This window comes from Pseudomonas sp. MM213, assembly GCF_020423045.1.
Taxonomy (GTDB): Bacteria; Pseudomonadota; Gammaproteobacteria; order Pseudomonadales; family Pseudomonadaceae; genus Aquipseudomonas; species Aquipseudomonas migulae.
On sequence record NZ_CP081943.1, the window covers coordinates 2,851,113 to 2,864,817 of the forward strand.

Sequence of the window (13,705 nt, forward strand, 5' to 3'; positions counted from 1 at the left end):
GCATAAGTCCAGCCGTGACCGGTCGCGACAATCATTCACCCCGCGTATGCGTCACCATCGGCTCAAGTCTTGGGCTTTTTCAGTTTCTTTTCATGCTTGTCGGACTTTTCGAACGCCGCTTCCAGCGCCTGGTTGAGCGTGCGCAAAACCTTGACCCGGGCCCAGCGCTTGTCGTTGGCTTCCACCAGCGTCCAGGGGGAAATTTCGGTGCTGGTACGGTCGACCATGTCGCCGACCGCGCCGCGATAGGCCTCCCATTTATCCCGATTGCGCCAGTCGTCTTCGGTGATTTTGAAGCGCTTGAAGGGGATCTGTTCGCGTTCTTCGAAGCGCTCCAGTTGCGTCTGTTTGTCGATGGCCAGCCAGAACTTGACCACGATCACTCCGGCATCGGCGATCTGCTCTTCGAAGTCGTTGATCTCACCGTAGGCGCGCAGCCAGTCGGCCGGGCTGCAAAAGCCTTCGATACGCTCCACCAGCACCCGGCCATACCAGGAACGGTCGAACACGGTGAATTTGGCCCGCGCCGGAATATGTCGCCAGAAACGCCACAAGTACGGATGCGCCCGCTCCTCTTCGGTGGGCGCAGCAATCGGCACGATGCTGTATTGCCGAGGATCGAGCGCGGCGGCCACCCGGCGGATCGCCCCGCCCTTGCCGGCCGCGTCGTTGCCTTCGAACACGGCGATCAAGGCGTGGCGGCGCATGCGTTTGTCACGCATCAAACCGGAAAAACGCGCTTGCTCGGTGATCAGTTGCTCTTCGTAGTCTTCCTTTTCCAGGTGTTGGTTCAGGTCAAGGCTGTCGAGCAGGTTCACCAGATCGACACTGCTGGCCAGTGGTGCGGCGCTGACTTTATCCGGGTGAATCTTCGGCCGTTTCAACGCGCCTTGCAGGCCTTCAAGCAGAATCTTGCCGACCGCCAGGCTCCGATAGCGCGGGTCCATCCCGGCGATCACATGCCACGGCGCATAGTCGCGGCTGGTGCGGCGCAGAATGCGTTCGCCATACTTGACGAACCTGTCGTAAGTCTCCGATTGCTGCCAGTCCAGCGGGCTGATGCGCCAACTGTGCAGCGGGTCGTCGGCCAGGGCCTTGAGGCGGTCCTTCATTTGCTTCTTGGAAAGGTGAAACCAGAACTTGAAGATCAGCGCGCCTTCGTCGCACAACATCTTTTCCAGGCGTTCGGCACCGTTGATGCTCTGATCGAACCGGGGTTCCTTGATCACGCCATGAACCCGGGCCTGCAACATCTGGCTGTACCAGTTACCAAAGAAGATGCCCATGCGGCCCTTGGCCGGAAGCATCCGCCAGTAGCGCCAGGCCGGTGGTCGCGCCAGTTCTTCGTCGGTCTGCTGATCGAACGTGCGGACCTCGATCAGGCGCGGGTCCATCCACTCGTTGAGCAGCTTCACGGTCTCGCCCTTGCCGGCGCCTTCGATGCCGTTGATCAAAATGATCACCGGAAAGCGTTTTTGCTGCTGAAGTTCGAACTGTGCTTCGAGCAGTGCCTCACGCAGCGCCGGCACTTCGGCTTCATAGGTTTCTTTGTCGATGACGTGACCGATTTCAGCAGATTCGAACATGGGGCGGCTCCTTCCAGGATTGAACAAGACTAGCGGATTGACCTCTCCTGCGTGGGAGAAATCCCATTTTCACTGTCTGGCCAGATCCGGACGTTGCCATGGATCAAGCAGCGACTCGGCGATCGGCTAGAATGGTCGCCTTGCCGTTGCCGAGCCTGCCATGAAACCTGTACTGCCCCACGCCCAGCTCGACTGGGACGACCAAGGTCTCCCGCGCTCGCGGGTGTTCGATGATGTGTATTTTTCCAACCTGTCCGGGTTGGACGAAACCCGTTACGTCTTCCTCGAACAGAACGCGTTGCGTGAGCGTTTCGCGGCATTGCCGGTGGACGGGAAACTGGTGATTGGCGAGACCGGTTTTGGTACCGGGTTGAATTTCCTGTGCGCCTGGCAGTTGTTCGAGCAGCACGCTGTGGCCGGTGCGCGGTTGCATTTTGTCAGTGTCGAAAAGTACCCGCTGAGCCTGCCCGACCTGCAGCGGGCGCTCGCCTTGTGGCCGGAGCTCAAGCCGTTTGCCGATCAACTGCTGGCGCAATACGTGGCGATCCATCAAGGTTTCCAGCGCCTGATCCTGGACCACGGACGCATCACGCTGACGCTGCTGATCGGCGATGCGCTGGAACAGTTGCCACAGCTGGACGCGCAGATCGATGCCTGGTTTCTCGACGGTTTCGCCCCGGCGAAAAACCCCGACATGTGGACCGCCGAACTGTTTGTCGAGCTGGCCCGACTCGCGGCGCCCGGCTCGACGATCAGCACCTTCACCAGCACCGGTTGGGTACGTCGTCTGTTGAATGCCGCAGGCTTCAAGATGAAACGCACGCCCGGCATCGGCCACAAATGGGAAATCCTGCGCGGGGTGTTTCTCGGTTGGCCTGAGGAGGTCACGAAGCCCGTCATGGCAAAACCGTGGTTTGCGCGTCCGGCCCCCCTGACCGGCGAACGTCGGGCCTTGGTGATTGGTGCCGGTCTCGCCGGTTGCGCGACAGCCGCCAGCCTCGCGGCGCGGGGTTGGCAAGTCAGTCTGCTGGAGCGTCACGGCGCACTGGCGCAGGAAGCCTCGGGCAATCCTCAAGGGGTTTTGTACCTCAAGCTTTCCGCCCATGGCACCGCGTTGTCACAATTGATCGTCAGCGGGTTCGGCCACACCCGTCGCTTGCTTGAGCAGTTGCATCGAGGTCTCGACTGGGACGATTGCGGCGTACTGCAACTGGCCTTCAATGCCAAGGAAGCGGAGCGTCAGGCGCAATTGGCCGCAGCGTTTCCCGAGGACTTGCTGCACACGCTCGATCAAGCGCAGGCCGAAATCCGCGCCGGCATCGCGCTGCAATCGGGCGGCCTGTTCTACCCCGAAGGCGGCTGGGTGCACCCGCCCGCCCTGTGCCAATGGCAAGCGGCGCACCCGAACATACAGATCCTGACACATCACGATGTGCTGGAGTTGCGCCGAGCGCACGGACACTGGCAAGCCCTGGAGGGCGAAACCGTACTGGCCGATGCCCCGGTGGTGATACTGGCCGGCGCCGCCGAGATCAAGCGCTTCGCCTACAGCAGCGAGCTGCCGCTCAAACGCATTCGTGGGCAAATCACTCGCCTGCCACAGACCTCTGAAAGCGAGGCACTGGGCACCGTCGTCTGCGCCGAAGGTTATGTCGCGCCAGCTCGTTTGGGTGAACACACCCTGGGCGCCAGTTTTGATTTCAACTCCGATGACCTGACCCCGACCGCCGCCGAACATGCAGGCAATCTGCAAATGCTTGAAGAAATCTCGGTAGACCTGGTCGCTCGGCTCGGCGCGAATGCATTGCAGCCTGATGCACTTGAAGGCCGCGCAGCGTTTCGCTGCACCAGCCCGGATTACTTGCCGATTGTCGGCCCACTGGCCGACGGCCAGGCGTTCGCCGACGCCTACAGCGCCTTGAGCAAGGATGCCCGGCAAACCCCGGACATCCCTTGCCCATGGCTGGACGGTTTGTATGTCAACAGCGGCCACGGTTCCCGAGGTTTGATCACCGCACCGTTGTCAGGCGAGTTGCTCGCCGCGTGGCTGGATGACGAACCGCTGCCATTGCCAAGGGCCGTGGCCGAGGCGTGCCATCCGAACCGCTTCGCCTTGCGCCGATTGATTCGAGGCAAATGAGGCACCTGGCTACCGGGCATACCAGGTTTTGCACTTAAAGCCTTGGCACGCACCCAACACCTTTATTACTTATCGATCTAAAACTCCCACGATCCCACCGGGTCAGTTTCTGAGTACCTGCCTTTTGGGCGCGGTATCGATTGACCCTCCCCAACGGAAAAACCGGTAAGGACTTTATGTGCGGATTAGCTGGCGAGTTACGCTTTGATCATCAACCTGCAGACCTTGCAGCCATTGAACGAATCACTCATCACCTGGCGCCTCGCGGCCCTGACGCGTGGGGCTTTCACAGCCAGGGGCCGATTGCCCTTGGTCATCGTCGCCTGAAAGTCATGGACCTGTCCGACGGCTCGGCGCAGCCGATGGTCGCCCCTCAACTGGGCCTGTCCCTGGCCTTCAACGGCGCGATCTACAACTTCCCCGAACTGCGTACCGAACTTGAATCCCTCGGTTACGCCTTCTATTCCGGCGGCGACACCGAAGTGCTGCTCAAGGGCTACCACGCCTGGGGCGAAGCGCTGTTGCCTAAGCTCAACGGCATGTTTGCCTTCGCTATCTGGGAGCGTGACGCCAAGCGCCTGTTCATCGCCCGTGACCGTCTCGGCGTGAAGCCGCTGTACCTGTCGCGCACCGGCCAGCGCCTGCGCTTTGCTTCTGCGCTGCCGGCGTTGCTCAAGGGCGGCGATATCAATCCGATCCTCGATCCGGTGGCGCTCAATCATTATCTGAACTTCCACGCGGTGGTCCCGGCGCCGCGCACCTTGCTGGCCGGCATCGAAAAGCTGCCGCCCGCCACCTGGATGCGCATCGAAGCGGACGGCACAACCGAGCAGAAAACCTGGTGGACCCTGCCCTACGGCCCACACGAGGATGAGAAAAATCTGACCCTCGAAGACTGGCGCGACCGCGTACTCGACAGTACCCGCGATGCGGTGGCGATTCGTCAACGGGCAGCGGTGGACGTCGGCGTGTTGCTGTCGGGCGGCGTCGATTCGAGCATGCTCGTCGGTCTGTTGCGGGAGGTCGGCGTAGAAAACCTGTCGACCTTCTCCATCGGTTTCCAGGATGCCGGCGGCGAGCGCGGTGACGAGTTCCAGTATTCGGATCTGATCGCCAGGCATTACGGCACCCAACATCATCAACTGCGCATCGACGAAAAAGAGATCATCGAGCAACTGCCCGCCGCCTTCCGCGCGATGAGCGAGCCGATGGTCAGTCATGACTGCATCGCGTTCTATCTGTTGTCCCGCGAAGTGGCCAAGCATTGCAAAGTGGTGCAAAGCGGCCAGGGGGCGGACGAATTGTTCGCCGGTTATCACTGGTATCCGCAGGTCGATGGCGCGGCCGATCCGTACGCGGCGTACCGCGATGCGTTCTTTGATCGCAGCTACGAGGATTACGCCGCCACCGTACAGCCGAAATGGCTGACCGCGAATGACGCCGCCGGCGACTTCGTGAAGGAACATTTCGCACAGCCTGGTGCCGATGCGGCGGTGGACAAAGCCTTGCGTCTGGACAGCACAGTGATGCTGGTGGACGACCCGGTCAAACGCGTCGACAACATGACCATGGCCTGGGGCCTGGAGGCGCGCACGCCGTTTCTCGACTATCGCCTGGTGGAATTGTCAGCCCGGGTGCCGGGCAAATTCAAACTGCCGGACGGCGGCAAACAAGTGCTGAAAGAAGCGGCACGACTGGTGATTCCGAGCGAAGTCATCGACCGTAAAAAGGGTTACTTCCCGGTGCCGGGTCTCAAGCATTTGCAGGGCGACACGCTGAGCTGGGTACGCGAATTGTTGCTGGACCCGAGCCAGGATCGTGGCCTGTTCAACCCGGCGATGCTCGACCGTTTGCTGACCGATCCACAAGGCCAGTTGACCCCGTTGCGCGGCTCCAAGCTGTGGCAATTGGCGGCGCTGAACCTGTGGCTCAGTGAACAAGGAATCTGATCGATGAAACCTCACGCCACGGCGTACAGCCAACGCTTGTTGCGCGGTCAGGCGCCCTCCTACGAACGCTTGCAGGCGCGTCTGGCTGAAGACGGCAGTGAACTCGGTACCGCGCCGATTGCCGTGCATTGCGGCTGGGGCCGGTTGCTGATCGGCCATACGTTCCCCGACCCGGCAAGCCTCGCCCAAGAGTTGCTCAATGAGCAACCGGGCGAACGGGACATCGCCCTCTATGTCGCCGCGCCCCAGCAAGTGCTGGGGCTGGAGCCGGCCCAGTTGTTTCTCGATCCGTCGGACACCTTGCGCTTGTGGTTCAGCGATTACCGGCAGGCGACCCGTGTGTTCCGCGGCTTTCGCATTCGTCGCGCGCAAGGCGATGCCGACTGGCAGGCGATCAATCAGTTGTATCAGGCGCGAGGCATGTTGCCGATCGACGCCCGTCTGCTGACCCCGCGTCATCTGGGCGGCCCGGTGTACTGGCTGGCCGAGGACGAGGACAGCGGCGCGGTCATCGGCAGTGTCATGGGCCTCAATCATCACAAGGCGTTCAACGATCCGGAAAACGGCAGCAGCCTCTGGTGCCTGGCGGTCGATCCGCACTGTTCGCGGCCCGGCGTCGGTGAAGTGCTGGTACGGCATTTGATCGAACACTTCATGAGCCGTGGCCTGAGTTACCTGGACCTGTCCGTGCTGCACGACAATCGCCAGGCGAAAAGTCTTTATGCCAAGCTCGGTTTTCGCAACCTGTCGACCTTTGCGATCAAGCGCAAGAACGGCATTAACCAACCGTTGTTTCTCGGCCCCGGTCCTGAAGCCGAGTTCAACCCCTACGCGCGGATCATCGTCGAGGAAGCCCATCGGCGCGGCATCGATGTGCAGGTCGATGATGCCGAGGCCGGGATGTTTACCCTCAGCCACGGCGGACGGCGGGTACGTTGCCGCGAGTCGCTGAGTGACCTGACCAGCGCCATCAGCATGAGCCTGTGCCAGGACAAAAGCCTGACGCACAAAGTGTTGAAGGCGGCCGGTCTGAATCTGCCGAGCCAGCAACTGGCGGGCAACGCCGACGACAACCTGGCGTTTCTCGACGAGCACGAACGGGTGGTGGTCAAGCCGCTGGATGGCGAACAGGGTCAAGGGGTGGCGGTGGATCTGCGGACCATCGAAGACGTCCAGCAAGCCATCGAATCAGCCCGTCAGTTCGACAGCCGCGTGCTGCTGGAAAGCTTTCACGAAGGCCTCGACCTGCGGATTCTGGTGATCGGGTTTGAGGTAGTGGCGGCGGCGATTCGCCGGCCGGCCGAAGTGGTGGGCGACGGGCAGCATTCCATCGGTGCGCTGATTGACGCCCAGAGTCGGCGTCGGCAGGCGGCCACCAGCGGTGAAAGCAAAATCCCGCTGGACCACGAGACCGAACGCACATTGCAGGCAGCGGGTTACGACTACAGCAGCATTCTGCCGGCGGGTGAACATTTGTTCGTACGGCGTACGGCGAATCTTCATACCGGCGGTGTGCTTGAAGATGTCACGGCGATCCTGCATCCCACGCTGGCGGAGGCCGCCGTCCGCGCGGCGCGGGCGCTGGATATTCCGATGGTCGGGCTCGACCTGATGGTGCCGGCGGCGGATCAGGCGCAATACGTGTTTATCGAAGCCAATGAACGCGCCGGCCTGGCCAACCATGAGCCGCAGCCGACGGCCGAGCGGTTTGTGGATCTGTTGTTTCCGCATAGTCAGCCGGCGGTCTCTTAGTGATGTGGTGCCTGGGTTGGCGCCTTCGCGGGCAAGCCTCGCTCCTACAGGTTTTGCGTCGTTTGGAATATCGCGCACGACGCTATTCCCTGTAGGAGCGAGGCTTGCCCGCGAAGACGGCCTCACAGACACCGCAAATTACCCTCATCGAAACCATCGATGCTCTTTACTCATCAGGAGTTTCCATGACCTATATAATCCCGGAACCCGACCTCAACTACCTGCAAAAAGTCCTCCTGGAAATGCTCGCCATTCCGAGCCCGACCGGTTTCACCGACACCATCGTGCGTTACGTCGCCGAGCGGCTTGAAGAGCTGGGCATTCCTTTCGAGATGACTCGCCGCGGCACCATCCGCGCCACGCTTAAAGGCAAGAAAAACAGCCCCGACCGCGCCGTTTCCGCCCACCTCGACACCATCGGCGCCGCCGTTCGCGCAGTGAAAGACAACGGTCGCCTGACTCTGGCGCCAGTCGGCTGCTGGTCCAGCCGTTTCGCCGAAGGCAGCCGCGTCAGCCTGTTTACCGACAACGGCGTGATCCGTGGCAGCGTGTTGCCGTTGATGGCGTCCGGGCATGCGTTCAACACGGCGGTGGACGAGATGCCGATCAGCTGGGATCACATCGAACTGCGCCTCGACGCGTACTGCGCGACCCGCGCCGATTGCGATTCCCTGGGGATCAGCGTCGGCGATTTCGTCGCGTTCGACCCGTTGCCGGAGTTCACCGAAAGCGGCCACATCAGCGCCCGTCACCTCGACGACAAGGCCGGCGTTGCCGCGCTGCTGGCGGCACTCAAAGCGATTGTCGACAGTGGCGAAGAACTGATGATCGACTGCCATCCGCTGTTCACCATCACCGAGGAAACCGGCAGCGGTGCAGCGGCGGCGTTACCGTGGGACGTCAGCGAATTCGTCGGCATCGACATCGCCCCGGTCGCGCCCGGCCAGCACTCCAGCGAACATGCGGTCAGCGTGGCGATGCAGGATTCCGGCGGGCCTTATGACTATCACTTGTCGCGGCACCTGCTGCGACTGGCCAGCGACAACGAGTTGCCGGTGCGCCGCGACTTGTTTCGCTACTATTTCAGCGATGCACATTCGGCGGTCACCGCCGGCCATGACATTCGCACCGCCCTGCTCGCCTTCGGATGCGACGCGACTCACGGCTACGAACGCACCCACATCGACAGCCTCGCGGCGCTCAGTCGCCTGCTCGGCGCCTACATCCTCAGCCCGCCGGTGTTTGCCAGCGATGCGCAACCGGCCAAGGGTTCGCTGGACCGCTTCAGTCATCAGATCGAACATGACACGCAGATGGAAAGCGATACGCGGGTGCCTTCGGTGGATAGTCTGGTGGGGCAGCGGGCGGATAGCTGATCCGGAATTTTCATTGCATGGGCTGACGCTTTCGCGGGCAAGCCTCGCTCCTACAGGTTTCGCGTTGATCACATTACTTCGGATCGACGCAAAGTCTGTAGGAGCGAGGCTTGCCCGCGAAAGCGTCAGCCCAGACAACACATCGGGTCCAGACTAGCCGCCACCCATCATTCGCCGTAGCATCGCGCCATTGTTTAGCCGAGGTACCTATGCTGATTCCCCACGACCAACTTGAAGTCGACACCCTGACCCGCCTGATCGAGGATTTCGTGACCCGTGACGGCACCGACAACGGCGATGACACGCCGCTGGAAACCCGCGTATTGCGTGTTCGCCAGGCCCTGACCAAAGGTCAGGCGCTGATTGTCTTCGACCCGGAAAGCGAGCAATGCCAGTTGATGCTCAAGCACGACGTGCCCAAGCATCTGTTCGACTGACGCCTTCATCGCCCTTTGGTTTTTGCCAGTTTGACCTGGATGCGCTTGTAGACTTCGGCACGGTGCACATTGACGCTTTGCGGCGCGTCGACGCCGAAGCGCACCGTGTTGCCGTTGACGGCGACAATACGCACCGAAATGTCGTCACCGATGGAAATCATTTCGCCCACAACGCGGCTGAGTACAAGCATGGCATTCGTCCTTCAGGGTTATCGAACCCTGAAGATGCCCGGCACGCGGCGGGCCTTCAATGCGACGAGGGCAAAACAGTCCCGCCCTACAGTGCAAGACGAACACCTCTTAAGGAAACGTCTTACAAACCGTGGCTTTGCTTCAGGCAGCGGAAAAACGCGGGCCAAACAGGATGACGCTTGCGCCGATCACACACAGCGCCACGCCGATCCAGTCAGAGCCGAGCGGGCGAATCCGTTCGACCACGGCCAGCCAGCCAATCGACGCAATGATGTAGATGCCACCGTAGGCGGCATAAGCCCGCCCCGCGTAGCTCGCCTCGACACGGGTCAGCAGCAGCGCGAACAAGGTCAGGCTGAGCAGCGCCGGCACCACCCACCAGACGCTTTTGCCTTGGCGCAACCACATCCAGAAGGCAAAGCAGCCAGCGATTTCAAACAGCGCGGCAAGAAAAAACCACAGGTAATTGAGCATGCGAACGTCTCGCGAGGATGACCGATGGCGGCCACCCTAACGGCGACGTTGTGTGCGGGCAAGTTCAGCCTGCGGTCTGTTTGGCCTTGGCGCGCATTTTATCGGCCATGAGGGTCATTTCGTCGTAGAGCAGTTGCGGGTTCTTCTGCTTCAGCGCCCAGGCCATACGGCCCTGTTCGTGGGGCAGGATCATGAATTCGCCAGCGGCGACGTGCTGATAGATGTAGTCGGCAATGTCGGCCGCACTAATCGGCGAACTTTCCAGCAACTTGCCAACCTGCGCTTTCATGGCGGGTGTCGGACCACGGAAAGAGTCCAGCAGGTTGGTCTGGAAGAACGACGGGCACACCACATGCACGCCAACTTCCTGATGCGCCAGTTCGATCAGCAGGCTTTCGGACAACGCCACCACACCGGCCTTGGCCACGTTGTAGTTACTCATCGCCGGGCCTTGCATCAGGGCGGCCATCGACGCGATGTTGATGATCTTGCCTTTGCTTTTTTCCAGCAGCGGCAAGAACGCCTTGCAACCCTTGACCACGCCCATCAGGTTGATCGCGATCTGCCAGTCCCAGTCTTCCAGGGACAGCTCGCTGAAGAACCCGCCCGAGGCGACACCGGCGTTGTTGACGATGACATCGATGCCGCCGAGCTTGACTTCACAGGCTTGGGCGAACGCAGTCAGCTGACTGTAATCGCGCACGTCGCAACGCTGGATAAAGCCATCGCCGCCGGCTTCGCGAACCAGTTTCAGGGTTTCCTGCAGACCGGGTTCGCTGACATCCGACAAAGCCAGTTGCCAGCCTTCACGTGCCCAGCGCAGCGCGATTTCGCGACCCAGGCCCGAGCCCGCGCCAGTGATCATCATGCGATTTTGCATAGCAAACAGCCTTGTTGTTCCGGGGAAGATGCGTCGAGTGTAGCGAAGGACCTTGCGCGACCCACGCTCCATCAGATTGCTGAATGGCGCGAGCAAACCGTGAGCGCGCCTGTATCAACCAGGCCCCTGAAAACGAAATAAGCCTTTCTTCGAAAAACATTAAAAAAACTTGGAATTTTCTTTCAAGTGCACCAGTCGGAATTTACAAGCAGCTCGGGTTTATTGCAGTCCAGCTGACAATTAACACCAGGCAATTTCAGAACACTTCCGACAAGGAAATAGACATGGGCACAATACTAATCATTATTCTGATCCTCCTGCTGGTAGGTGGTCTGCCGGTCTTCCCTCATTCCAGAAGTTGGGGTTATGGCCCGTCGGGTATCATCGGCGTGGTGTTGGTGGTGCTGTTGATTTTGCTGTTACTCGGCAAGATATAAAGATCTGACAGGCAAAAAAAAGAGGCCCTTGAAGGGCCTCTTTTTTATTGCATCAACAGTCAGTCCGGCTTGCCGTCAACGACACCGGCGGTGTTGTCGATCAGGCTCTTGGTCGCCGTTTGCAGGAATGCTTCGAGCTTGAGTTTCAGCTCGGCAGTGCGAGGTGCATTCGGTACGATCTCGGCGTGTGGTGTCGCGCCCAGTTCGTACTGATACATCTTCGGCTCCATTTCCTTTTCTTTCGGCAAGACCAGAATCTGATCCGCCGTGATAATGGCCGTGGTCTGTTCGCTGCCCGACGGTTTGATCACGCCAAAACCGGTGTCGCCTTCCGGCAGGTCGAGCAGGTCACGCCCCCAGCACTGATGACGCACTTCGCCACCGATGCGACCCATGATGGTCGGTACGATGTCGATCTGCGTGCCTACCGTGTGGTCAAGTTTGCCGAATTTGTCCTGGATGCCCGGTGCGATCATCAGCATCGGCACGTTGAAGCGGCCCAGGTCCATTTCGGTGATCTGGCGCTCGTTGCCGAAACCGTGGTCACCGACGATGACAAACAGGGTTTCCTTGAAGTAAGGCTCCTTGCGGGCCTTTTCAAAGAACTGACCGAGCGCCCAGTCCGCGTAACGCATGGCGGTCAAATGCTCGTTCAGGCTGCCACGATCGGTCACGCGCTCGACCGGCAATGGCGTCGGCAAGGCGTATGGCGTGTGGTTGGACAGGGTCTGCAGCAAGGCATAGAACGGCTTGCCGTTTTCCCGTGCCTTGAGCTCGACCAGACCACGGTCGAACATGTCCTGGTCGGACACACCCCAGGTTGGATCGGAGAACACCGGGTTGACGAAGTCGTTACGACCAATGAAGTTGGTCATGCCCTGGCTGCTGAAGAAACCCGACTGGTTATCCCAGGCGAAGTCGCCGTTGTAGACGTACACGTCGTCATAGTCGCGGGCGCTGAGCAATTGCGGGAGGCCGGACAGTTTGTGGCTGCCTTCCGGGGTCTGCATCAGGTATTCGAAACCCGGCAGGTTCGGGAAGCAGGCCATGGTGGCGAACATACCCTGGTGGGTGTGGGTGCCGTTGGAGAAGAAGCGGTCAAACAGCAGGCCTTCCTTCGACAGCTTGTCGAGGTACGGCGTGATGTTACCCGGTGCACCGAGGGCGCCGACCGAGTGACCGGCCATGCTTTCCATCAGGATCACGACGACGTTCTTGATCGGCAGGGTCTTGTCGGCCGGCGGCGTGTAATCGCGACGCACCGCTGCGGTCTCGGCATCCACCAGTTTGTCGTTCGGCATCACCAGCATGTCACGCACGATTTGCTGAGCTTGCGGCTGCGGCAGCGTGGCTTTCCAGATGTTGTCGCGATCTTCGGACATCCGGCTCTTGGCCGCCGCGACCAGCGACAATGTGCCGTTGAGGCCCAACTGGTTGGCGAAGTTGGAGTCGGTGGTGTAGACGTCACCCCAACGCAGTGGCGGGCCTTGGCGCAGAGTGCCGCGAGCCGCGACCACGCAGACCAGCAGGCACACCACGAACACGACAATGCGCGCGTACCACGGGGCGATCTGGCGCGTGCCGATGCTGCCGCCGCTGAATGGACCGCGAGGACGGGTCGCGCGGTCGGCGCCCTTGAACGCCAGGGTCAGGATCAACGTGCCCACGGCCCAGGCCAGCAGGTAGCGAACCACCGGGAATCCGTACCAAAGCATGCTCATTACGGTTTTCGGGTCTTCCTTCACGTACTGGAAGACCAGGCCGTTGAGGCGCTGGTGGAACTCACGGTAGAAGTCCATTTCCATCAGGCCGAGGAACAGCGCGATGCTCGAAGCGATGGTCAACCAGAAACGGAAGAACCCGCGGGCCGCCATGGCCCGGGAGCTGAACAGCGCCAGCAACAGCGGAATGCTGAGGTAGACCACCAGGCGCAGGTCGAAGCGCAGGCCGTTGGCGAACGCTTCGAAGAAGGTCGAGGCCGGGGTGTCGAGGATCATCTCGCGGTTGTAGACCAGCAGCGCGACGCGCAGCAGGCTGAACATGACCATCATGACCAGGGCACACAACAGCGTGTAGGCCAGATGCGATTTGACGGTCGGTTGCAGCAGGCGACTAGAAGCTCGCTGCTGACTCAGGGCGTCCGGGATTGCCATGTCGTTTTAGGACCCATTGGAAGTTGAAGTTTCAAAATTACAGCTGCGCCCTGCCCTCTGTTGGCCAGTTCTCGGCCCCGGGGTTTGCGCGGTGCGCAAATGTTGCACGATCAACCGCGGCATTGCCATTGATTACTGATCTGCACGGCTGGCGCGGGCGAATTGTCTTGGAGGCTTTGTGAAAATTTTGTGTAGTGCATATTCGGAAACACAATAAAGTCTTTCAGAGTCCATAAGTTGGGTGTGGTCATATCCGTTTCTGCGGTAACGGCGGCTTATGGTTTCGCCCTTACGGCGAGTCACTTGGAAAAGCCCCAAGTAACCAAGGG

At 60.5% G+C, this 13,705-nt stretch carries 11 protein-coding genes; 6 read left to right on the top strand and 5 right to left on the bottom strand.

Annotation, left to right across the window (positions count from 1 at the left end; translation table 11 throughout):
• Window positions 1-62: 62 nt before the first annotated feature.
• Window positions 63-1,586, bottom strand: coding sequence for a polyphosphate:AMP phosphotransferase (pap, locus tag K5R88_RS12890; RefSeq protein WP_223453139.1), 1,524 nt, complete (start codon window positions 1,584-1,586; stop codon window positions 63-65).
• A 160-nt stretch (window positions 1,587-1,746) separates the two neighbouring features.
• Here pap and mnmC point away from each other — a divergent pair, with 160 nt between their 5' ends.
• The 5 genes from mnmC (at window position 1,747) to K5R88_RS12915 (ending at window position 9,240) form a co-directional block, all read left to right on the top strand.
• Window positions 1,747-3,726 carry a bifunctional tRNA (5-methylaminomethyl-2-thiouridine)(34)-methyltransferase MnmD/FAD-dependent 5-carboxymethylaminomethyl-2-thiouridine(34) oxidoreductase MnmC gene (gene mnmC / locus K5R88_RS12895; protein WP_226300072.1) on the top strand — a complete coding sequence of 660 codons (1,980 nt, stop codon included), beginning with the start codon at window positions 1,747-1,749 and terminating at the stop codon, window positions 3,724-3,726.
• 176 nt (window positions 3,727-3,902) lie between these two features.
• Window positions 3,903-5,675, top strand: coding sequence for an N-acetylglutaminylglutamine amidotransferase (locus tag K5R88_RS12900; RefSeq protein WP_226300073.1), 1,773 nt, complete (start codon window positions 3,903-3,905; stop codon window positions 5,673-5,675).
• Between the two features lie 3 nt (window positions 5,676-5,678).
• Window positions 5,679-7,427 carry an N-acetylglutaminylglutamine synthetase gene (gene ngg, locus K5R88_RS12905; RefSeq protein WP_223434633.1) on the top strand — a complete coding sequence of 583 codons (1,749 nt, stop codon included), beginning with the start codon at window positions 5,679-5,681 and terminating at the stop codon, window positions 7,425-7,427.
• A 185-nt stretch (window positions 7,428-7,612) separates the two neighbouring features.
• Window positions 7,613-8,803, top strand: a complete 1,191-nt coding sequence (locus tag K5R88_RS12910; protein WP_226300074.1) for an osmoprotectant NAGGN system M42 family peptidase — start codon at window positions 7,613-7,615, stop codon at window positions 8,801-8,803.
• A 209-nt stretch (window positions 8,804-9,012) separates the two neighbouring features.
• The gene (locus K5R88_RS12915) at window positions 9,013-9,240 is read left to right on the top strand and encodes a YheU family protein (protein ID WP_003199186.1); all 228 of its coding nucleotides are present in this window, start codon (window positions 9,013-9,015) and stop codon (window positions 9,238-9,240) included.
• Between the two features lie 5 nt (window positions 9,241-9,245).
• On the opposite strand, the gene csrA is transcribed toward K5R88_RS12915, so the two are convergent.
• The 3 genes from csrA to K5R88_RS12930 all read right to left on the bottom strand — a co-directional run bounded on the left by csrA (window position 9,246) and on the right by K5R88_RS12930 (window position 10,786).
• Window positions 9,246-9,431, bottom strand: coding sequence for a carbon storage regulator CsrA (gene csrA, locus K5R88_RS12920; RefSeq protein ID WP_008034548.1), 186 nt, complete (start codon window positions 9,429-9,431; stop codon window positions 9,246-9,248).
• 142 nt (window positions 9,432-9,573) lie between these two features.
• Complete coding sequence (locus tag K5R88_RS12925) at window positions 9,574-9,906, bottom strand: YnfA family protein (RefSeq protein ID WP_008034549.1); 333 nt, start codon at window positions 9,904-9,906, stop codon at window positions 9,574-9,576.
• A gap of 64 nt (window positions 9,907-9,970) precedes the next feature.
• Window positions 9,971-10,786: an SDR family oxidoreductase gene (locus K5R88_RS12930; protein WP_008034550.1), complete on the bottom strand. Its 816-nt coding sequence runs from the start codon at window positions 10,784-10,786 to the stop codon at window positions 9,971-9,973.
• A gap of 278 nt (window positions 10,787-11,064) precedes the next feature.
• Between K5R88_RS12930 and K5R88_RS12935 the strand changes: the two genes are divergently transcribed.
• Window positions 11,065-11,223, top strand: a complete 159-nt coding sequence (locus K5R88_RS12935) for a DUF3309 family protein (RefSeq protein WP_174602692.1) — start codon at window positions 11,065-11,067, stop codon at window positions 11,221-11,223.
• A gap of 59 nt (window positions 11,224-11,282) precedes the next feature.
• Here the strand turns inward: K5R88_RS12935 and K5R88_RS12940 are convergent, their stop codons facing one another.
• Window positions 11,283-13,376, bottom strand: a complete 2,094-nt coding sequence (locus K5R88_RS12940) for an LTA synthase family protein (protein WP_226300075.1) — start codon at window positions 13,374-13,376, stop codon at window positions 11,283-11,285.
• Window positions 13,377-13,705: the final 329 nt, after the last annotated feature.

What these genes read in the sequence shown, in the direction of transcription:
- mnmC (WP_226300072.1), top strand. Translation starts at nt 1,747, where the DNA reads ATGAAACCTGTACTGCCCCACGCCCAGCTCGACTGGGACGACCAAGGT.
- ngg (WP_223434633.1), top strand. Translation starts at nt 5,679, where the DNA reads ATGAAACCTCACGCCACGGCGTACAGCCAACGCTTGTTGCGCGGTCAG.
- K5R88_RS12925 (WP_008034549.1), bottom strand. Translation starts at nt 9,906, where the DNA reads ATGCTCAATTACCTGTGGTTTTTTCTTGCCGCGCTGTTTGAAATCGCT.
- K5R88_RS12940 (WP_226300075.1), bottom strand. Translation starts at nt 13,376, where the DNA reads ATGGCAATCCCGGACGCCCTGAGTCAGCAGCGAGCTTCTAGTCGCCTG.
- K5R88_RS12900 (WP_226300073.1), top strand. Translation starts at nt 3,903, where the DNA reads ATGTGCGGATTAGCTGGCGAGTTACGCTTTGATCATCAACCTGCAGAC.
- K5R88_RS12910 (WP_226300074.1), top strand. Translation starts at nt 7,613, where the DNA reads ATGACCTATATAATCCCGGAACCCGACCTCAACTACCTGCAAAAAGTC.
- pap (WP_223453139.1), bottom strand. Translation starts at nt 1,586, where the DNA reads ATGTTCGAATCTGCTGAAATCGGTCACGTCATCGACAAAGAAACCTAT.
- K5R88_RS12915 (WP_003199186.1), top strand. Translation starts at nt 9,013, where the DNA reads ATGCTGATTCCCCACGACCAACTTGAAGTCGACACCCTGACCCGCCTG.
- csrA (WP_008034548.1), bottom strand. Translation starts at nt 9,431, where the DNA reads ATGCTTGTACTCAGCCGCGTTGTGGGCGAAATGATTTCCATCGGTGAC.
- K5R88_RS12930 (WP_008034550.1), bottom strand. Translation starts at nt 10,786, where the DNA reads ATGCAAAATCGCATGATGATCACTGGCGCGGGCTCGGGCCTGGGTCGC.